Genomic DNA, 20,283 nt, shown 5'->3' with positions numbered 1-20,283 from the left:
CTCGGCGCGCCGGACCGTTGCCGGGTGCGCCGCAACGCACCATAGTATGGCGTGTGTGAAGGGTTAAGCCGCTTTAGCTCAGTTGGTAGAGCACATCATTCGTAATGATGGGGTCAGGTGTTCGAGTCACCTAAGCGGCACCACCTCACTTCCACGGTGCAGGGATGACCTTTTCCAAGCATAACAGTTTCGCTTCTGCACCGCCAATCACAGTAAGAACAGATGCGCCCGACGGATTGCGCTTTGCCGTAATTCAGAATGCATACGATTGCGGTCCAAGTTATGGCCAGATTCGATCTGTCGTTTGCCGAGTGCTGCTAACCGCTCCAGCCCCAAATAACTGGAGCGAAGTCCCGAATATTCGCGACGAGGTGCTCTACGACATTCGCCAGTGCGTCTGATACAAAGTCTATGACTTGCCGAAGCCGCTAGATGAAGCGGTAAGCAGCTATATGGATTCGCCTCGCAACACGGGCGACATGTCAGCGAGCAAAGCAGACCAGCGCCGGAAGACGCAGAATTGCTTGTGCAGGTATCCTGCGCGATCTGCACATACCTGTCCAAGAGGAACCCCTAAGGGAGTTCTTGAAAACAAGGCAGCAGCAAGCTGACCAACGGAGAGACGTGCCTATTGATGTAGATCAAATCATGCATCTAAAAGCGATGTTAAACGGATGCTGGTCGGCCCTGCACGGGGCTGTCACGAATCGCCGGCCAGGAGACCAGCCCGGCGATGTTGAGGCCCGCCCTGGGCCTGTTTCCTCCTCTGACTTAGCCCGGCCGCTTTAATCGGCGGTCGGGTCTTTTGTTGTTTCAGGACTGCCCCAGCAGATTCGCGATTTCCTCGAGATTTTCGAGGGTCTTCGCTGCCTAGCGGCCCCCACAAGACGCTTGTCATCGCGATGGTCAGCGGGAGCGCCCGGATTCGCCGGAGGCTCCATGTCCTGAGAGGGGTGGGGTGGGGCGGATATCGCTAACGTGGTTCGGTTGACCTGACTAGCCGGATCGCATCAAAAGTCAGCACGATCAATTGTGCGCCGCCGTATATCAAGAACGCTAAATAGAATTTTGGCGGGCTACCGTCTGCTGCGGAGGCTAACGCTCCCGCGACCACGACAATTATAGCGCTCACGGCATTGACGAACACGGCCTTGCCGATTGTGTTCGGCCACCTCTTGGCAGCCAGCCCAACCAGCCGCGATATCAAGTAGGCCGCCACCAAAGCCACGACGATAACAAAGAGCATCGATCCTCCGACGTGAATCCAAAATTGGTTGCACCCCAAAGGGGTGTACCAATTCAGCGAGAAGGTGCAGGCGGAGCTTTACACCTCCCGCCAAAGGGTGTTGCCGAGCCTGTTTGGCCCAAGGGCGATCATTGCCGAGATCATCAGATTGGGCAAGGATCCCGCCATTTCTCTAGCAGGCGTTCCAGTCCTTCTCTTCTGAAGTAGACGATTACGCGGTCGCCGGATCGGTCTTCCTTTTTATACGCGACTAGCTAGCGCCACGTCATCGCCATCCAGAAACGTCGCCAGGGCGACCTTGCTGACGATCCATTGACCACCGCCGACGCGGCGCCCAATGCCATCCTCGATGCACCAGTAGACCGCGAGCAAGCGAAGTATAAAAACGAGCAGTGGGTCGTTTTGAATAAGGCAGCGAACGAAACGACTTGCGGGATGGACCAAAGGGCGCTACTCGCCTCTTATGGCCCCGAAGCGTCCCAAACCTGGTGTGCGAGCCCGCGATGGCGGTGAATATACCTGTCCCGGTTGCGGGGCCGTCTACAAAGTGACGGTCTTTACCAGCCCATTCAAGGACACAGGCCATGCAGAGTGTGACGTCTGCAACCTGCTCATTAAAAGCTGGAACCAGGCGACTGCATGGTGGTCCTATAAGTTGACCAGGCGGCCACGGGCAGGGTCGAATTCACGATGAAGCGGCCGAAGAGCGCGGTGGCGAGAGATTGACGCCAATCTCCGGTCTGGCCCTCCTATTCGGGCCTCAGATGAGCCTCGATCAATTCCCGTGCAGCTTCGTAGATGCGTTCCACGGCGGGATCATCGCCCTGCTGCGTTTCGATCATGAGCAGGGCATTTTCATAAATTTCACGCGCACCTCGCGGCGATAGGACGCCGGTATTGACCAGCGCCGGTATTAACGCTGCAATCAGCGACGCGGAAACCAGCCCGGACGCCGCGACGGATTCGAGAGGGTCTAGGTCCGGCATCTGTGGGCCTCCGCTCGGCGGTGTTAGCGCGGACACATGGCCACGCGCAGATTCAAAATCGCAGTGTCGCGCGGGCCTAAGCGAGGGCGCCGGACCGCGGCGGGAACGCTGTCCTGGGGTGTTGCTCATGGAGCACCACAGCCAGGCGACGCCGGGTGTCGAGGTCGCTTGATGCGGCCTCGAAGATTCGTTCCTGCATATCTCGCGGTAGGTCCGGCCAGAGCCGAAACACTGCCCGACCAAGCAATCCTTCCAAGTCGTTCATCGTGTCGCTCCATTGGCGCTGTGCGCTGGCCAGGGGTTTGACGGCCGGTCGCGTAGCATTGCACTTCCAGGAAATCGAAGCCGCCGTCGACCCCAGGTCGAGCCGACGATCGGCAAGATCGAGTCCGAGTGACTGGTCTTCATCCCATTGTCTTCATCCCATTAGCGAGCGGCGCCGCAACCGGTAAGAGCGCTCAGTATAGCATGCTCGGATCGAGGCCAGCATCAATGCCGCTTGCCGAGGTGGTGGGCGCTGAAGGGCCGCCCTTGGCGTCGCCCGGCTCCAGGCGGCCGGACGCGGCAACGTCCGGTTGCTCGAGTCCCGAAGCCGTGATTGGCGTGAGCTAAAACATCCGAGTACGTATTCGCAGGGGGCGGCCCTGGGAGACCCTAATCATGTCGGTTGATTCCATTCTCATTCTCGGAGGTCTGATCGCGGTCTTTTTGGCTTTAACCCTGAGCTTGGCTTGGGGGAGCTATCAGACCAGTAGGCGCGACTAAAACTGGCGTCGCGCGATGCTCGGATTGCTTAAATTCATGAAATGAACTGTCGCGTTGACCGGGCAGAGCGCGGGATCGTACGACGCGATTTACGCGACTTTCGCCCGCCGTATGTCCGGTGATGAAGCGAAGGCCCGCGCCGGGAGAGCAATTGCGTGACGCCTTGTGAGCCTTTGTTTGCCTATGCTATGTGTTTCGTAATAATGGGGCCGCGTGTTCGAGCCACGCATGCGGCGCCAGTCCCTTCATCGTCCGGCCCAGGACGCGTGCGATATTTTGGTGCCGGCAAGCGCCGGTCGATTGACAGGGTGCAGCCAGATTTCAACCCGACTTGATGGAGCGTCGATGATTCGGTTTGCCGCCATTTTATCGCTTCTTCCCCTTCTCGCGATGAGCGCAGCGGCGTCGGCGCGAACCGCCGCGGAGAAACACCATTCCGAGTGCGCGCGTGACGTGGCGCGGTATTGCCGGGCCAAGATGAACGACGACGATATGGTCGTTCTCGCGTGCTTGAAGGAACACCGTGCCAAACTTAGCAAGAAGTGCGCCAGGACCTTGGCAGAGCACGGCCAGTAGGCACACCACCTCCGCGAGCCGCTGCCTTGCCGAAGTGTAATCTCCTCGCGGGGAACGCTGGCAAAGGGCGCATGTTTTACTTCGGCCCGTGTTGTGAACGCGGCCATATGACCCAAACATTGCGGCAGGCGGATCGATGCTCGATAGATTGCGTCATTTCATCACCGAGGTTGTAACCCTCGAAGCCCCAGAGCATCGGTCATTCGATGAAACAGGGTGCAAACTTGCGGCAACGGCGCTGTTCATCCATGTCATTTCGCTCGACGGCGAACCTTCCGATGTCGAAATCCGCAAACTGCACGAACTGATCGAAAGCCGGTTTGGGCTGACCCCGGGTACCGCTGACAAGCTGATCGCGTCGGCTGCGCTGGAGGAGGGCGAGGCGGTCGACCTCTATCGTTTCACCAGCGTGCTCATGCGCTCGCTGAATGACGAGGACCGCTTGCGCATCGTCGAAATGATGTGGGAACTGGTCTATGCGGACGGTCGCGTCACCGAATTCGAGGAGAACGTGGTGTGGCGCGCCGCCGATCTCCTAGCTATCTCCTCGCGTGATCGCATCGAGCTCAAGCATCGCGTCGCCGGCAAAGGGTCGGCGATCGATCCCGCGACCTGAGGGGGCGGTCACAAAACGCAGAGCGCCGATCCGCGCTGCGCCGGGCCAACCCCGTCTTTATTTCGGACATTGACGTTGATATCTGGCAGTTCGTTTCAAGAGCGTGGATCGTGACCCATCCGGTGACGTTGATAACAGGCGCTTCCTCCGGGATCGGCGCCGAACTGGCGCGGGTGTTTTCCGCCCATGAGCATCGGGTGGCTCTGGTCGCCCGGCGGGCCGATCGCCTCGAAGCGCTGGCGGCCGAAATCGGCGCAGCGGGCGGCGCGCCCCCGATCGTGATTCCGTGTGACCTCGGCCGCACCGATGCCGGCGACAGGATTGCGGCGGCGCTCGCTGCCGAGAGCGCCGACGTCGAATATCTCGTGAACAATGCCGGCTATGGGCTGTTCGGCAGTGCCGCTGAACTGGATCGCGCCGATCAACTCGCGATGATCGACCTCAACGTCCGGGCGCTGACGGATTTGTCGCTGCGGTTTTCCGAAAGCCTGATCCGGTTGCGCGGCGGCATTCTCAACGTCGGGTCGATCGCGGGATTTCTGCCGGGTCCCGGCATGGCCGTCTATTATGCGTCGAAGGCCTATGTCCTGTCGTTCAGCGAGGCGCTGCGCGGCGAACTCGGCCCCCGCGGCGTCCGTGTCACCGTGATCTGTCCCGGCCCGGTACCGACGGAATTTCAGGCGCGGGCGGGCGTGAAGCCCGGTTTCGACTCCGCGATCCTGAACGTGTCCGCGAAGGACATTGCTCGGGACGGCTACCGCGGTCTGATGGCTAACAGAAGGGCCGTGCTTCCCGGCCTCGGGATCAAGTTGGTGCCGTTTCTGCTTCGGCTGTTTCCGCGCGACGTCATCCTGCGAGCGGTCACCGGCTTCCAGATGCGAAGGCGATCGTGACGTTCGATCTGCGGCTCCTCACCACGCGTAGCGGACGATGCCCTTGCCGGCGTAGGATTGTGTGACGTTGGAGAGCTCGCCCTCGAAGGTGGCGGCCATTGACCAGTTGTTGATCCATTTCATCTCGGCCGCGCCGGTGACGAGCGCTGCGTCGGAGGCCATAGCTGTGCCGTTCACGACGAAGCTGGCGCCAGGCAAGGTCTGGAATGTCGCGGCGACGGTGCGATCCGGATTGAAATCGTGCGCCCATGCAAGACGTCCGCGCAGGGTCAGGATCGCGTCCTGCACCGCGTAGGATTTGTCGGTGCGGACACCGAGTTCGCTGCGGGGATCCGTCACGCTCTTGGCGTTATAGGCCTGCGCAAACGTGTTGGCGCCGGACAGAATGCTTTCGGCGTAAGCCGGCAGATCGAAGGTGGTGAACTGGCCAGCCGCATAAGGCGTGATCCCGACGCCGCCCATCGCCGGGCTGACCACGCGATAGCCGCCTTCGACACGGCCCGACCATGCGTTGGCGCTGAAGCGCGCCTGCAACCGGTCGGAGCCGGCGATCGTCACGATGCGGTTGGTGGTGATGTCCTGCCAGCCGTAAGCGAGCGCTCCGGAGAGATAGGCGGCGCCGGTGTTGTGGCGAATGAAGGCGCCGGCCTGGAACAGGTCGGAGTGTCCGCTGCCCCGCCCGTTGGCGACATTGAAGTTGGTGCCGCCGCCCGCCATTGCGAAGCCGGCGGTCGTGGACAGCGAGATGAGGTAGTCGGCGCCGACCGCGACGCCGGCGACACCTGAGGTCGTCGTACTGGAGCCGAGCGATGCATTGCCGCCGGTGCTCTGCGAGCCGCCGTAGCCTGCGGCCCACACGCTCCAGCGCGGGTTGAGGGGATAGGCCATTGCAGGCGCCTTGCGATAGATCGCGGCATAGGCCGGGGCCGCACCGTTTGCGGTTGCGCCATTGCCGCGGCCGGCGACGAAGGGATCGCTCAAGATCCCCAGGAACAGGTTCATTGCATTGAAGGTTGCCTGCTGCGAGCCGGTCGCCACTTCACCAGAGACCTGCGTCAGGCCTGCTGGCGTCAGCGTACCGAACACCAGCGGAATGCCGCCGGCGGTGTTGAAGGAATTGGTCAGCGCATTGGCGACATTGCGCTGGTTGGGGCTGGTAAAGGCCCTCGCCGGCTGCGGAATAAAGTTCAGCGTCAGGTTGAGATAGGCATGGGTCGGGTCGTAACTCAGGCTGGTCGTGAAGTTCGCGGGCAGGTTGGTGTTGGCCAGCGAGCCGAACGTGCCGCTGACGTTGCCTGCCGTGAGGATGGTATATTGCTTCGAGATATAACTGCCGTTGGCATAGACCGCGTTGACGGTGGCGTCACTGAGCGTCGCTGCACCCGTGACATTGGCGGATGACGCGGTGGCGGGGTTGAGCATCACCACATACATTGCGCCCGCGTGCAGTGCCAGTCTGCCGAGACTCATCAAGGAGCCCGGCGTGCCGTCGCCCGGCGCCAGCGTGCCGCCGCTGTTGATGCCGACGCTGCCGACGCTGCCGGTGCCTGCAAGCACCGCCCCCGTGTTGACGCTGATCGGACTTGACGCCGCCAGCGAGCCGGTGACGTCGAGCGTGCCGGCATCGACCGTGGTGGCTCCGGTATAGAGGTTGGCGCCGGCGAGCGTCAGCGTCCCCGTTCCGGTCTTGACCAGCGAGCTGCCGGTGGCAGGCTTACCACAATCATGGCCGGTCGGCCCGCAGTCGCTGATGACGCCGCTGACGATGGTGCTCAGATTGTTGCCGCCGACCGTGAGTTGATTGGCGCCGAGATAGAATTGCCCGCTGCCGGCGATCGAGCCGGCGGAGAGCTGCCCGTTGTTGACCGGTCCGCTCGACTCCGAGAAGTCGGTCAGCGCGCCGGCAGCCCCATTGGTGATGCTGGCGTTGCCGGCCGTGCTGCTGGCGGCGAACTGCAGGAACTTGTTGTTGGTGATGCTGGCGTCGCCGGCTGTGCTGGAGTCAGTGAACTGCAGGAGATTGTTATTCGTGATGCTGGCTCCGTCGGCTGTGCTGTAGTGAGAGAATCGCAAGAAAACGTTGCTGGTAATGCTGGCGCTGCCGGCCGTGCTGCCGTTGTAGAAGTACGCGCTGCCCTTATTGATGATGCTGGCGTTGCCGGCCGTGCTGGTGTCGAAGAACTCCATGACGCTGTTATTCGTGATGTTGGCGCTGCCGGCCGTGCTGCTGTGGAAGAATTGCAGGAAACCGATGTTAGTGATGCTGGCGCTGCCGTCGTTGACGACGATACCGGCTCCCGTGAAAATCAGAGCATGGTTGTTGGTAAAGGTATAATTCGAAGCGCCGGCGTCGAAGGTCCACCCTCCCAGGGTGGTGTCATTTGCGAACGTAATGTTCGTGCCGGTCGACGTGCCGAACGATGCGGTGCCGGTCGGCACGGTGATCGGGGTCCAGTTCGCAGCGTCGTTAAAATTGCTGCTGGGCGGAGCGGCGAGCCAACTCGCATCCTGCGCTTCCACTGGCGCTGCCCACGTCAACGCCAAAGCGAGCCATGCCACCAAGCCCGACTTGTCCATTGACAGCCTGCCCATGCCCCGTTCCTCCGGCGGCATGCTGGAGGCCGCCAGCAAAGCCGTGACCGAATCGCGCAACTGATATTATTTTACCTATGGCTAATATTGTGTTACCTGCCGTCGGATCTGACATCCCGCGCCGCTCTCGACCAGCCGGCGCGTTCCGATTCAGTCGCGGTGTTGCACTTGGGTGACATGGTTAACGGTACCCTGCGATGCAGCATTCCACTATGCCGCGACGCCTTGCAAACGTCGGGTTTGCGGTAACGCGGATCGCCGAGGAAACGCGGCCATAGAATGCCCCACGACGAATTCGATCTACACGGGACGTGGCAGGATTGTTGTCGAGCTTCACTTCGAAGATCGAGCAGTTCAAGGGCTCAAAAGCGAGCGCGTCGCAATCGACGGCAGCCGACACCAGGATGACGGTTGCCTCGAAGGATACCGCTGGTGGAGCCAGGCGGGATCGAACCGCCGACCTCGTCATTGCGAACGACGCGCTCTCCCAGCTGAGCTATGGCCCCGTCCACGGTCGGCGGCGAAAGATGCGGCGGACCGGAAACGCCGCCATTTACAGTCCTCGCCGACGGCAAGTCAAGAACGGCCGGAATCGGCATTTTGAGCCTTATTTCCCGGACTTCCCTTGTTTGGCGGGAACCGAAACGATAGTTTGCAGGCTCGTATTCCTGAGTTCGAAGTTCGCAGCCATCGCTGCCCACCCAAGGGCGAACTTCGAATTCCAGGGGACGAGAGCCCAATACGCCTCGTTTTCGGTTCAGAAGCTCTCTTGACGGACTTGGCAAAGGTGAAGAGAACTTCTGAACCGCCACGCTAGCGGTTCGATTCTAACGTTCACTTTCCGTCTCAGCGAGCCTTCTTGCTCCACTCGTCGAATCCACGACCAAACCCGCGAGCCAATCCCCCATGCGAGCCATACTGGATATCGTCCTCATCATCCTCGACCTCTATGTCTGGCTGCTGATTGCCTCGGCGATCCTGTCATGGCTGATTGCCTTCAATGTGGTGAATACCCGCAATCAGTTCGTGGCTGCGGTGGCTGAGTTTCTGGAACGGATCACCGAACCCCTGCTGGCACCGATCCGTCGGTTACTGCCGAATCTCGGTGGGCTCGACATTTCCCCGATCATTCTGATTCTGATCATCCTGTTCATGCAGCGGGTCATCACCTATTACATCTATCCCGCCGTGTTCTGATCGGCGGCCCGATGGAGCCGTGGAGGTATTCTCCGCAGGGCCTCAGCATCGCCCTGCGGGTGACGCCGCGCGGCGGCCGCGACGGGATCGACGGCATTGAAATGCTGGCCGACGGACGCCCGGTGGTGAAGGTTCGGGTCCGCGCCATCGCCGAAGGCGGCGAAGCCAATCGCGCTGTCATGGCGGTGCTGGCGAAGGCGCTCGGCGTGCGGAAAATCGATGTCCGGATAGTTACGGGAGCGACGTCGCGGCTCAAGCAGGTCGCGGTCGGCGGCGATCCCGTCAAGCTCGGCAATGCCCTGCGCGCGTTGACCGCGGCTCAACCGGGATAATCCGAACTGAGGATCAGCATGACGGCCAGCATCATCGATGGAAAAGTCATCGCCGCTGATTTGCGCGCGCGGGTGGCCTTTGAGGTGGCGCGGGTGAAGCGCGATCACGGGCTCACGCCGGGCCTCGCCGTGGTGCTGGTCGGCAGCGATCCCGCCAGCGAAGTCTATGTCCGAAGCAAGCACAAGCAGACCCAGGCTGCCGGCATGGCCTCGTTCGAACACGTCCTGCCGGCCGATGTAGCGCAGCCGGATTTGCTGGCGCTGGTCGCCAGACTGAACGCCGATCCCGCCGTGCACGGCATTCTGGTTCAACTGCCGCTGCCCAAGGGGCTCGATACCGAGACGATCATTGCTGCCATCGATCCGGCGAAGGATGTCGATGGGCTGCATCCGCAGAACGCCGGCCGCCTCGCCGGCGGCCTGCCCGCATTGTCGCCATGCACGCCGCTCGGCTGCATCATCCTGACCAAGACCGTGCATTCCTCGCTCGAAGGCATGGACGCCATCGTGATCGGCCGCTCCAATCTGGTGGGAAGGCCGCTGGTGCAGTTGCTGCTCAATGAAAATGCCACGGTGACCATCGCCCATTCGCGGTCGCGCAACCTGCCCGAACTTTGTCGGCGTGCCGATCTGGTCTATGCGGCGGTCGGCAAAGCGGAGATGGTGCGCGGCGACTGGATCAAGCCGGGCGCGACCGTGATCGATGTCGGCATCACGCGGGCGCCGGCCGCCGACGGCAAGACGCGGCTGATCGGCGATGTTGCGTTCGACGAGGCCATGGAGATCGCGGGCGCGGTGACGCCGGTGCCCGGCGGCGTCGGTCAGATGACGGTGGCGTGCCTGTTGGTCAACACGCTGCGCGCCGCCTGCGCGATCAAGGGGTTGCCGGCGCCGGAGGTGTAGGAGAAACCAGCAAATAGCGAGCGGCGCGTTTTCAGTTGCGTCATTGCGAGAACCACTTGCGACGAAGCAATCCAGTTCATCGCAACCTAAAACTGGATTGCTTCGCTTTGCTCGCAATGACGAGGTGGAATCTTATTTTGTTGTCGCCCCGGCCCGCGCGATGCCCTCCAGAATCAGCCTGTGGGCGTCCTCCGCGCCGCCCCAGCGCAGCACCTTGACCCATTTGCCGGGTTCGAGATCCTTGTAGTGTTCGAAGAAGTGCTGAATCTGCTGCAGTGTGATGTCCGGCAGGTCGTTGTGATTTTTTATCTTGTCATAGCGCTGGGTCAGTTTCGAGGTCGGGACCGCGATGATCTTCTCGTCGCCGCCGGCCTCGTCCTCCATTAGCAGCACGCCGACCGGCCGCACGCTCATCACGGCGCCGGGCACGATGGCGCGGGTGTTGGCGACCAGGACGTCGCAGGGGTCGCCGTCTTGCGACAGCGTGTGCGGGATGAAGCCGTAGTTACCGGGATAGCGCATCGCCGTGTAGAGAAACCGGTCGACCACCAGCGTGCCGGCGTCCTTGTCCATCTCGTACTTGATCGGCTCGCCGCCGACGGGCACCTCGATGATGACATTCACCTCAAACGGCGGATTGGGTCCGATCGATATCGCGTCGATACGCATGGGTGGCCCCGTGATTGAAGAGCGTCGTGTCAGTCAACACATGTCATACGCGGGCTTGACCCGCGTATCTATCCATCTTCGAGAAGAGTCTCCGGAAAAGGATAGATTGCCGGGCATAGGCGGGCGCAAGCGCCGCCGTTCTTCGAACGGCTATGCCCGGCGATGACGGAGGGGCCAAACATTGACCGGGGACCGGACTTCTAACTCGTCCAGGCGAACGCCACCTTGTCGAGCGACTTCGGCCCGAACTTCTCGGAGGAGCGGGCGACCATGCGGCCGCCGAGCGCGCGGTAGAACTCCGTCGCCGGCTCGTTGTCGGACAGCGCCCAGGTCACCATGCTTTCCAGTCCGCTCTGCGTCAGATCGCGCCGGGCGGCGGTGAACAGCCGCCGGCCGAAGCCGAGGCCCTGGAACTCGGGGCGCAGGTAAAGCTCGTAAATTTCGCCATCGTACTGCAGGCTTCGGGCGCGGTTGCGGCCATAATTGGCATAGCCGGCGACCTTGTCGCCGAACACCAGCACGCTGACGCGGCTGCCTTTGCGGATCGCGCTGTCCCACCAGTGCGGGCCGCGCCGGTTGATCAGCTTTTCCAGTTCCGCGCCGGGAATGATGCCCTGATAGGCCGAACGCCAGGCCTCGTCATGGGTCGCTGCGACCGCGGATGCATCCGCGACTTTGGCCGGCCGGAGTTCGATCAGGGTCGTGCTCATGCCGCAATCAAAGCAAGTCGGCGCGCGGTCTTCAAGGTCCATCATTAATTATCGGTTAAAATGTTGATTGTCGGCATCACCGGTGCGACGTTTTGTATCGAAAAGGGACAGTCCGCGGGGCGCTGCGCCGCGGACCGGTGCAGAACCGGGCCGAAGCAGGGACATCCGCAACGGCAGACCGGCTCGGCTCGATTGGCCCAGCACGGCACGATGGTATCGGAGGAAGTCACCGGCGCGAATGATGCGACGAGTCACACCACGACAACGCTTCGCGTCAGCGTTTCGGCAATCGCACCGCATCCATCACTTCTCGCGCCGCCCGCTCGCCGCTGTCGCGCGCGCCGTGCGCGGTTGAGAAGAAATGCGGTGAAGTGGCCTCTCCCGCGAAAAACAGCCGGCCGTCGACCGGCGCAGCGAGCGTGGCGCGCGCTCCCGCATGGCCCGGCAGCGCGTGGGAATAGGCGCCGAGCGCGAAGGGATCGCGGGCCCAGCGTGATTCCGCCAGCGCTTTGAGTTTGCTGCGATAAGTCGAGCCGAGCAGCGCCACGATCTCGTCGATTGCCTGCGCCGCGAACGCGCCGTCGCCGGCATCTTCGAGTTCGCGCGCGAAGCTGCCGCCGAAAAATCCCTCGATGCAGGACTGGCCGAACGGGCGCAAATGGTAGGTGCCCATTTTCGTCCGCATGGTCGTGCCGCGGAGATTGCCGTCGTTGGGGAGCGCGCTCTCGGAATCGTCGAGCGCCAGCATCACCTTGTCGTCGATGCCGAGCGGCAGGCCCGCGGCCGCGTCCACTTTCGCGGGTAACTCGGGATGAAAGCGGATCGATTGGTTCGCGATCAGATTGGTCGGCACCGTGACGATCACCTGCGCAGCCGAAAGCGCGCCTTTCGAAGTTTCGATGCGAATGCGCCGGCCGGAATGATCGATGCGCCACACCCGCGTGTTCAGCGCGAGCGGGCAAGGCCGGCCGTAGGCTGCTATCAGCGCGCCGTAGCCGCGGCGGACGCGCCAGTTGATCCCGGTATCCTCGTAGGCGTTGCTGTCACGAACGGAAACGGCATCGAGTTCGCAGCCGTTCACGTAGGTCGAGATGGCGTCGATCATCGGATTCCAGCGGTTGCCCGGCGCGAGATACAGGCTGGCGGCGCTGTCGGTGTCGCTCTCCGCGGCTTCTTCCGCTCGCTCGTCGAATGCATCGAGCGCGGCCATGAAGTCCTCGCGCTCCGTCGTCGGGAATCCGGCGTCAAAGCTCTGCTCGCGCCACGGGGGGCGCGTCTTGTCGACGGCGAAGCCGAGTTGCTCCGCGATTCCGACGAATGAATTCCTGTCGGCCGAATGCAGCCAGCCGCAGCCGAGATCGAAGATGATGCCGGGGGCGGGGACAATGGTGTGAGCGCGCCCGCCGACGCGGTCGCGGGCTTCCAGCACGATGATCGAGAGGCCGAAGTCTTTCAGCGCATTGGCCGCGCCGAGCCCGGCAGCGCCGGCGCCGACAATGGCGACATCGATGGTGGATGGGCGATTTTGAGGCATGGCGCAAACAACAAAGGATGATGTCGTCCCCGCCAGCGGATCGGCGCAAAGCGCACCGTCCGGTGACAGGCTCTGGCCGGGAGCGATACGCCGCGCCCTCCTGCTCGACGTTAAGGCGCGCGCCGATATTTTTCAATGAATGCGGCTATGGCTTCGGCAGTTTCGCCTTCAGCGCATAAAGCGCCTCCAGCGCCTCGCGCGGCGACATCTCGTCGGGATGCAAGGCTTGCAGTGCCTCGATCAGTGGCGTGGCCTCGCCCGGCGCCGCGGATTCGCCGGCGGCGCGTGACGGCACCGCGAACAGCGGCAGATCGTCCACCAGCGCGCGCACGGTCGATCCGCGATCCTGCGCCTCCAGTTTGGCCAGCACCGATTTTGCGCGCGCGACGACCGACAGCGGCAGGCCGGCGAGCTTCGCCACCTGGATGCCGTAGGAACGGTCGGCGGCGCCGGGCAGCACCTCGTGCAGGAACACCACCTCGCCGTGCCATTCCTTGACCCGCACGGTGGCGTTGAACAGCCGCGGCAGCTTTGCCGATAGCGCTGTCAGCTCGTGATAGTGCGTCGCGAACAGTGCGCGGCACTTGTTGGCCTCGTGCAGATGCTCGATTGCCGCCCACGCGATCGACAGGCCGTCGAAGGTCGCGGTGCCGCGTCCGATTTCGTCGAGGATAACCAGCGCGCGTTCCGATGCCTGATTGAGGATGACTGCGGTTTCCACCATCTCGACCATGAAGGTCGAGCGCCCGCGCGCCAGATCGTCGGCTGCGCCGACCCGCGAGAACAGCCGGTCGATGATGCCGATGCGGGCGCGCGTCGCCGGCACGAAGCTGCCGATCTGGGCCATCAGCGCGATCAGCGCGTTCTGGCGCAGAAACGTCGATTTGCCGGCCATGTTGGGGCCGGTGAGCAGCCAGATCTGGCCCCAGGTCTGGCCTGTGCCCGCCGACAGGTCGCAGGCGTTGGCGATGAACGGCTGGCCGGCGCGCTTCAGCGCCTGTTCCACAACAGGGTGCCGGCCGCCTTCGATGGCGAAGCCGAGAGAAGCATCGACCTCCGGGCGGGTGTAGTTCTCGTCGGTCGCGAGTTTCGCAAGCGACGCCGCGACATCCAGTTGCGCGAAGGCGTGCGCGGCGCTGCGTAGGTGGTCGCTGGCCTCCACCACCATCGCGGCAAGGCGGTCGAAAATCTCAAGTTCAAGGCCGAGCGCGCGGTCGCCGGCATTGGCGATCCTGGCCTCGATCTCGCCGAGTTCCGACGTGGTGAAGCGCACCTGACCGGCCAGAGTCTGGCGATGGATGAAGGTGGCGTTCAGCGGCGCGCTCATCAGTTTATCGCCGTGCTGCGCCGTCACCTCGACGAAATAGCCGAGCACGTTGTTGTGGCGGATCTTGAGCGTCTTGACGCCGGTCTCCTCAGTGTAGCGTGCCTGCATCGCAGCCACGACGAGGCGCGAGTCGTCGCGCAGTTTTCGTGCCTCATCGAGCGCCGGCTCGTAGCCCTCGCGGACGAAGCCGCCGTCGCGCTTCATCAGCGGCAGGTTTTCGGCCAGCGCCTCGCCGAGTTCGCGCGCAAGCTCGCGGGACGGCCGCCGCAGCGCCTCCATGACCGCGGCGATATCCTGCGGCGCATCAGGCATCGCGCCGAGCCGCGCGAGCGTCTGGTCCGCAGCCATGATGCCGTCGCGGAGGCCTGCGAGGTCGCGCGGGCCGCCGCGCCCGACCGAGAGCCGCGCCAGTGCCCGCGACATGTCCGGAGCGGTCCGCAGGATGGTGCGGATATCGTCGCGCGCCGCGCTGTCGGATGCGAACGCGGCGACGGCATCGAGCCTGTGTGCGACGGCGGCGGTATCGGTCAGCGGCGCCGCCAGCCGCTGCGCCAGCAGCCTCGACCCCGCCGCCGTCGTTGTGCGGTCGATGGCGTCGAGCAGCGAGCCGCGCCGTTCGCCGGCGAGCGTGCGCGTCAGTTCGAGGTTGGCGCGGGTGGCGGGATCGATCGCCATGGTACTGCCGGATGCTTCGCGCGAGGGCGGCGACAGCGGCGGCCGTTTGCCGATCTGGGTGCGGTCGATGTAGGTGACGGCGGCGGCGGCGGCGGTCGCTTCCGGCCGCGACATGGCGCTGAGGCCGTCCATGGTGGCGACTGCGAAATAATCGCACAGCCGCCGTTCGGCGGTGGCGCTGTCGAACACGTCGCGGGTCAGCGGCGTCACCGACGGCAGTTCGCGCAGCAGCGCGCCCAGGTCGGCATCGCCATAGAGCGCGTCGGAAACGATCACCTCATTCGGATTGATGCGCGCCAGCGTGGCCGCGAGCTCGCCGGTACCGCATTCGGTGACCATGAACTCCGCTGTCGAGATATCGATCCAGGCGAGCGCGACGCGGTCGCCGCCGGACGAGGCGCGGGCACGCGCCAGCGCCAGCAGATAGTTGTTGGCCCTGGCATCGAGCAGCGTGTCTTCGGTCAGCGTTCCCGGTGTGATGAGGCGAACCACATCGCGGCGAACCACGCTCTTGTTGCCGCGCTTGCGCGCCGCGGCCGGATCCTCCATCTGCTCGCACACCGCGACGCGGTGGCCGGCTGCGATCAGCCGATGCAGGTAATCGTCCGAGCGTTCCACCGGAACGCCGCACATCGGGATGTCCGCGCCCTGATGCTTGCCGCGCCTGGTCAGGGTAATGCCGAGCGTGCGGGAGGCGATTTCGGCATCCTCGAAGAACAGCTCGTAAAAATCGCCCATCCGGTAGAACAGCAGCAAACCGGGATTGACCGCCTTGATTTCAAGGTATTGTTCCATCATCGGCGTAACCCGCGCCGCCTCGGGGGCAGCGTTGTTCGGCGATGTCGGGACGGCGGGCTGGATCGTCATGGCGGCGAAGCTACAAAGTTTCGGTGCCGGTTCCTATGGCATTGCGGCGATGGTGCGCGTTTTCCACGCATCGGTTCGCGATTGCGCTGACAGCAAGGGCAGCCTGTTTTTTCGCCTTATTCCATCACCGCGGCATGATCCGCGGACGGCGCGCGCATCGCCGCCTTGGTCGATTTCAGCAACAACACCAGCGGAATCGCGCAAATCGCCACCAGCGCGACCAGCTCGAAGTCCTGCGAGAAGGCGATGATCTGCGCCTGCGTACTGAGGATCAGATCCATCATCGCACGGCCCATGTCGGTGTTCAGGTTGATGGTGCCTGTGACGTTCGGCATCTGCAGTGCGTCGTTGAACGGAGTGATGTGCTCGGCCAGCACGGCATGGACGCGAATGGTTCCGCTCGTCAGTTGTGCGATGACGATGGAAATGCCGATCGAGCTCGCGACGTTGCGCACCAGCGTCAGCATCGAGGTGCCGTCGGTGCGCAGATGGTCGGGCAGCGTCATGAAGGCGGCGGTGGTCATCGGCACGAAGACGAGGCCGATGCCGTAACCCTGGACGATGCTGTTGATGGCAATGGCTCGCACGGAAATATCGGCGGTCCAGCCGGTCATGTCGTAAAGCGTGATCGCGATCAGCGAGAGGCCGACTGCGATCAGGGTCCGCGCCTCGAAGTAGGTCATGAGTCGGCTGACCATCATCATGGCCACAAACGTTCCGATGCCGCGCGTTGCGAGCAGAAAACCGGCGGTCAGGATGGGGTAGCCGTAAGCGCTCTGGAACAGCGGCGAGGTTAACGCCAAGGTCGAGAACAGCACCACGCCGATCACCGCCATGAAGATGAGGGCAGTCGCGAAATTGCGGTCCTTGAAGATTGCGAACTGGACGAAGGGCCTCTTCGTGGTGAACGAGTGCGCGAGGAAATAATAGAAGCCGACGGCCGAGACGATGAACTCGATCGTGATCTCCCAGGATTCCAGCCAGTCGAGTTGCTCGCCGCGATCGAGCGCGAGTTGCAGCGCACCGATGCCGATGGCGAGCGCGCCGAAGCCTAACCAGTCGAATTGCAGCTTGGTGTCGAGTCTGGTCTCTTCCATGAAGATCAGCAGGCCCGCCACCGTGACGATGCCGAACGGAAGATTGACGAAAAACACCCAGTGCCAGCTATAGGTCTCGGTCAGCCACGCGCCGAGCGTCGGACCCATGATCGGACCCATCATTACGCCCATGCCCCAGATCGCCATCGCCTTGGCGCGCTCGTGTAGCGCGTAGCTGTCGAGCAGCACCGCCTGCGATAGCGGCACCAATGCGGCGCCGAACATGCCTTGCAGCAAACGGAACAGCACCATCTGGGTGATGTCTTGCGACAGTCCGCACATCACCGATGCGAGGGTGAACCCGGCGGAGCAGAGGATGAAGATGCGCTTGCGACCGAAGCGGTTGGCGATCCAGCCGACCGGTGCGGTCATGATCGCCGCCGCCACGATATAGGACGTCAGCACCCAGTTGATCTGGTCCTGCGACGCCGACAGCGATCCCTGCATGTAGGGCAGCGCGACGTTGGCGATCGTGGTGTCGAGCGCCTGCATGATGGTCGCGGTCATGGCGCAGATCGTCACCATGTTCCGGCGCAGGCCGGGGACCGCAACCGAATGTGCGGCGGCCGCCGACATTGTTCTAGTCCTGCTTCGCGCGCGACAGGCCGAGCAGGCCCGCAAGCGTGCGGCGATGGTGGGTATCGATCGACGCGTAGACGCTCATGCCGGATTTCAGCCTGGCGACCATCGGATCGTCCTTGTCGAAATAGATCCGGACAGGAATGCGCTGCACGACCTTCACGAAGTTTCCGGTGGCGTTCTGCGGCGGCAGGATCGCGAATGTCGCGCCGGTGCCAGGACTGAGCGACCCCACCGTGCCCTTAAAGACATGATCCGGGAAGGAATCGATGGAGAGGGTGACGGGCTGCCCGACGGCCACGTAGGTGAAGTCGGATTCCTTGGGGTTCGCATCGACCCATGGGTGGCCGAGAGCGATGATGCTGAACACCGGGGTTCCGGCGGCAACGAAGCGGCCGAGCTGGATGTTGTCGACCTGCGTCGCGATGCCGTCGATCGGCGCGCGCAGCTCCGTATTCGCAAGGTTGCGCTGCGCGTCGGCCAGCGCGGCCCGGGCCTGGGCATAGTCCGGGAATTTCGCCAGCGGCAAATCCGGATCGCCGAGCAGTTTGTTGCGCGTATTGTCGATCTGCTGCTGCAGAATCTGGTTCACGCCCTCCGCCTGCACCAGCGCGCTCAGGGAATTGTCGAGGTCGAGCTGCGATCCGACATTGTTTTTCGCGAGCGCGCTCTTGCGATCGACGTCGCGTCGCTTGACGGTGATGCTCTGCTCGGCAAGCGCCGTGGACTGGGCATAATTGGCGAGGTTTGATTTCAGCGTGTTGTATTCGATGGTCGCGTCGTTCAGTTTCGCTTGCGCCTGCTGGACGGCGAAGCGGAACGGCGCGGGATCGATTTCGAACAGCGGGTCGCCGGTCTTGACATGCTGGCCCTCCGTCACCGTCACGCTGTCGATCTTGCCGGAGACCTCAGGTGTGATCAGAACCTTCTGCGCGCCGACATAAGCGTCGTCGGTGGTCACGTAGCGGCCGCCCGACAGATAGAACGCCAGCCCGGCGATCAGCGCGATCAGCGGCAGCACGACCAGAAGCAGCGGCCGGCGGTAGCGGCGCATCGAAGCCAGCAGCCGCCGGCGTGGCTTGGCGTCCGTTGTCGGCGGCGGCGGCGCCTCCGCCTCCGTGGGGGCGTCCTTCCGGTCGGACGGAAATTTCAGGGCCGGCTCAGCCATAGCGCCGCTCTTTCGTTTTATCATCGTTGACGTGCCCGCCGCCTTGCAGCGCGTTGCGGACATTGTCCTTGACGGTTTCGAGTTGCCCGATCAGACGGTGCGCGTCGGAGGCGCTGATATCGGCGAGCGCGGCTCGGGTGATTTCGCTGCGTAGCGCGGCGAGGTTCGCCAGCAAAGGCCGCGCGGTCCTGGTCAGGTAAAGACGATTGACGCGGCGATCGGTTTCATCGCCGCGGCGCTCGATCAGACCGGCCTTGCAGAGCTTGTCGATCAATCGCGTCAGTGTGATCGGTCGCATTTCCATCAATTCGGCGACATCCGCCTGCTTCAGCCCTTCGGTGCGCTCCAGTTTGGCGAGCACTGCCCACTGCGCCCGGTTCAGGCCGTAGCGCGAAGCCTGCTTGTCGGCGAAAAGCCGTAGCAGGCGTTGCACCTCGAACAGGGCAAACAGAAAGTCACTGTGGGTCGAACGGTCGGTCACATCGACACTCCTAACGTTCGTTATAATAAGCTAGCTTATGAATGAGTGTCACCCCCGGCTATGGGAAGCTGACTTGCAGGAGTCTCATGGCTTCGGCCGAGAGGGCCGTTCCCGTTGATTCCCCGACCGGGTCGGTATGTTGCGCCGCAATAAGAGAGGCGAGCCGCGAAATTGTCATGGGCGACGCTGCTGAAATAGGGGCGAAGCCGGCTTAAATCGGTTAGACGGGTGTCAGATGACCGCGACCAGACCGACATTCCCCGTGCCGGGGCACGATCACGACCGCTGCGCCGCAGAGGCGATCAGCCATGCGGAGCGGGTTTGTGCGCGGCGCGCGCAGAAATTCACGCCGATCCGCCGCCAGGTGTTGCAGGCGCTGCTGTCGAGCCATCGGCCGCTTGGCGCTTACGAGGTGATCGAGGAACTGGCGAAATCGATGCCGCGCCCGGCTCCGATCACGGTCTATCGTGCGCTCGATTTCTTGATGGAGAACGGCCTCGTTCACCGCATCGAAAGCCGCAATGCGTTTTTGGCCTGCGGGCACGACCATGATGCGAGCGCGATGGTGGCGTTTCTGATTTGCGAGCAATGCGGATCGGTCGGCGAAATTCCGGCAAGCCGCGTGGCGCAGAGTCTGACCGACGCCGCTCGCGCCACCGGCTTCACCCCAAAACTGTCCGTGGTCGAGATCACCGGCACCTGCGCACATTGCCAGACAGCGGCTTAATCGACGCCAGTCGTTCGGTGCGACCGCGGCCTGGCCGCCGGCGGGACCCTGATCCGGATTCCCGGGGCGCTGGCGCTGATGGCCTGTCAGGCGGTCTGGGTGCCCGTACTGACATTTTTGATATGGTTTTCAATGGTTAAGACCTATTCCGCCAGCAAATTGTCGGCTTTTACCGTCATCACCCCTTTGTTTGGCGTCGCGGCTGGCTATCTCATCGTGCATGATCGGTTGACGCCGGCCTTCGGCGCCGCGGCGCTTTTGGTGATTGCTGGGCTTTATCTCGTTAACCGGCCGTCCCCGCCGGCCATTGATCCGTTGCTGAAACTCACAAAAACCTGATATT

Annotated in this window: 17 protein-coding genes, 2 tRNA genes and 1 pseudogene; 9 read left to right on the top strand and 11 right to left on the bottom strand. The window is 63.0% G+C overall.

What is annotated here, in order from left to right:
- Positions 1-67 precede the first annotated feature (67 nt).
- Positions 68-143, top strand: a tRNA-Thr gene (locus V4R08_RS09420).
- A gap of 830 nt (positions 144-973) precedes the next feature.
- Here V4R08_RS09420 and V4R08_RS09415 read toward each other — a convergent pair.
- Positions 974-1,246, bottom strand: coding sequence for a hypothetical protein (locus V4R08_RS09415; RefSeq protein ID WP_335579116.1), 273 nt, complete (start codon positions 1,244-1,246; stop codon positions 974-976).
- 749 nt (positions 1,247-1,995) lie between these two features.
- Positions 1,996-2,232, bottom strand: coding sequence for a hypothetical protein (locus V4R08_RS09410; RefSeq protein ID WP_335579115.1), 237 nt, complete (start codon positions 2,230-2,232; stop codon positions 1,996-1,998).
- A 1,110-nt stretch (positions 2,233-3,342) separates the two neighbouring features.
- Here V4R08_RS09410 and V4R08_RS09405 point away from each other — a divergent pair.
- From V4R08_RS09405 to V4R08_RS09395, 3 genes are all read left to right on the top strand, one after another.
- Positions 3,343-3,573 (top strand): hypothetical protein, encoded by a 231-nt coding sequence (locus tag V4R08_RS09405; protein WP_335579114.1) that lies wholly within the window; start codon positions 3,343-3,345, stop codon positions 3,571-3,573.
- Positions 3,574-3,709: 136 nt separating this feature from the next.
- Entirely contained in the window at positions 3,710-4,189 is a 480-nt protein-coding gene (locus tag V4R08_RS09400; protein WP_335579113.1) for a tellurite resistance TerB family protein, read from the top strand.
- Between the two features lie 110 nt (positions 4,190-4,299).
- Positions 4,300-5,082, top strand: a complete 783-nt coding sequence (locus tag V4R08_RS09395) for an SDR family NAD(P)-dependent oxidoreductase (protein WP_335579112.1) — start codon at positions 4,300-4,302, stop codon at positions 5,080-5,082.
- A gap of 18 nt (positions 5,083-5,100) precedes the next feature.
- Here the strand turns inward: V4R08_RS09395 and V4R08_RS09390 are convergent, their stop codons facing one another.
- On the bottom strand, positions 5,101-7,674 hold the full coding sequence (locus V4R08_RS09390) for an autotransporter outer membrane beta-barrel domain-containing protein (protein WP_335579111.1): 2,574 nt from the start codon (positions 7,672-7,674) through the stop codon (positions 5,101-5,103).
- Positions 7,675-8,104: 430 nt separating this feature from the next.
- Positions 8,105-8,180: transfer RNA gene (locus tag V4R08_RS09385), tRNA-Ala, on the bottom strand.
- Between the two features lie 400 nt (positions 8,181-8,580).
- Here V4R08_RS09385 and V4R08_RS09380 point away from each other — a divergent pair.
- The 3 genes from V4R08_RS09380 to folD are packed head-to-tail and all read left to right on the top strand — an operon-like array spanning position 8,581 to position 10,106.
- On the top strand, positions 8,581-8,871 hold the full coding sequence (locus V4R08_RS09380; protein WP_335579110.1) for a YggT family protein: 291 nt from the start codon (positions 8,581-8,583) through the stop codon (positions 8,869-8,871).
- A gap of 11 nt (positions 8,872-8,882) precedes the next feature.
- Complete coding sequence (locus tag V4R08_RS09375; RefSeq protein WP_335579109.1) at positions 8,883-9,203, top strand: DUF167 domain-containing protein; 321 nt, start codon at positions 8,883-8,885, stop codon at positions 9,201-9,203.
- Positions 9,204-9,221: 18 nt separating this feature from the next.
- Positions 9,222-10,106, top strand: a complete 885-nt coding sequence (folD, locus tag V4R08_RS09370) for a bifunctional methylenetetrahydrofolate dehydrogenase/methenyltetrahydrofolate cyclohydrolase FolD (protein ID WP_335579108.1) — start codon at positions 9,222-9,224, stop codon at positions 10,104-10,106.
- A 132-nt stretch (positions 10,107-10,238) separates the two neighbouring features.
- Here folD and ppa read toward each other — a convergent pair whose 3' ends face one another.
- The 7 genes from ppa to V4R08_RS09335 form a co-directional block, all read right to left on the bottom strand.
- The gene (gene ppa / locus V4R08_RS09365) at positions 10,239-10,775 is read right to left on the bottom strand and encodes an inorganic diphosphatase (RefSeq protein WP_335579107.1); all 537 of its coding nucleotides are present in this window, start codon (positions 10,773-10,775) and stop codon (positions 10,239-10,241) included.
- Positions 10,776-10,975: 200 nt separating this feature from the next.
- Positions 10,976-11,485, bottom strand: coding sequence for a GNAT family N-acetyltransferase (locus V4R08_RS09360; protein ID WP_335579106.1), 510 nt, complete (start codon positions 11,483-11,485; stop codon positions 10,976-10,978).
- A gap of 274 nt (positions 11,486-11,759) precedes the next feature.
- On the bottom strand, positions 11,760-13,019 hold the full coding sequence (locus V4R08_RS09355) for a flavin monoamine oxidase family protein (protein WP_335579105.1): 1,260 nt from the start codon (positions 13,017-13,019) through the stop codon (positions 11,760-11,762).
- Positions 13,020-13,164: 145 nt separating this feature from the next.
- On the bottom strand, positions 13,165-15,888 hold the full coding sequence (gene mutS / locus V4R08_RS09350) for a DNA mismatch repair protein MutS (RefSeq protein ID WP_335579104.1): 2,724 nt from the start codon (positions 15,886-15,888) through the stop codon (positions 13,165-13,167).
- 116 nt (positions 15,889-16,004) lie between these two features.
- A complete protein-coding gene (locus tag V4R08_RS09345) occupies positions 16,005-17,561 on the bottom strand; it encodes an MDR family MFS transporter (RefSeq protein WP_335579103.1) in 1,557 nt (518 codons plus the stop codon).
- A gap of 4 nt (positions 17,562-17,565) precedes the next feature.
- Positions 17,566-18,732 (bottom strand): HlyD family secretion protein, encoded by a 1,167-nt coding sequence (locus V4R08_RS09340; RefSeq protein WP_335579102.1) that lies wholly within the window; start codon positions 18,730-18,732, stop codon positions 17,566-17,568.
- Entirely contained in the window at positions 18,725-19,213 is a 489-nt protein-coding gene (locus V4R08_RS09335; RefSeq protein ID WP_335579101.1) for a MarR family winged helix-turn-helix transcriptional regulator, read from the bottom strand. Before V4R08_RS09335 ends, V4R08_RS09340 begins: the two co-directional genes overlap by 8 nt.
- 235 nt (positions 19,214-19,448) lie before the next feature.
- Here V4R08_RS09335 and V4R08_RS09330 point away from each other — a divergent pair, with 235 nt between their 5' ends.
- Positions 19,449-19,940 (top strand): Fur family transcriptional regulator, encoded by a 492-nt coding sequence (locus tag V4R08_RS09330; protein ID WP_335579100.1) that lies wholly within the window; start codon positions 19,449-19,451, stop codon positions 19,938-19,940.
- 60 nt (positions 19,941-20,000) lie between these two features.
- A pseudogene (locus tag V4R08_RS09325) lies at positions 20,001-20,279 on the top strand (EamA family transporter); the annotation flags it as partial.
- Positions 20,280-20,283 lie beyond the last annotated feature (4 nt).

The organism is Nitrobacter sp. NHB1, assembly GCF_036964665.1.
Taxonomy (GTDB): Bacteria; Pseudomonadota; Alphaproteobacteria; order Rhizobiales; family Xanthobacteraceae; genus Nitrobacter.
This window is presented reverse-complemented; position numbering and strand designations above follow the sequence as displayed.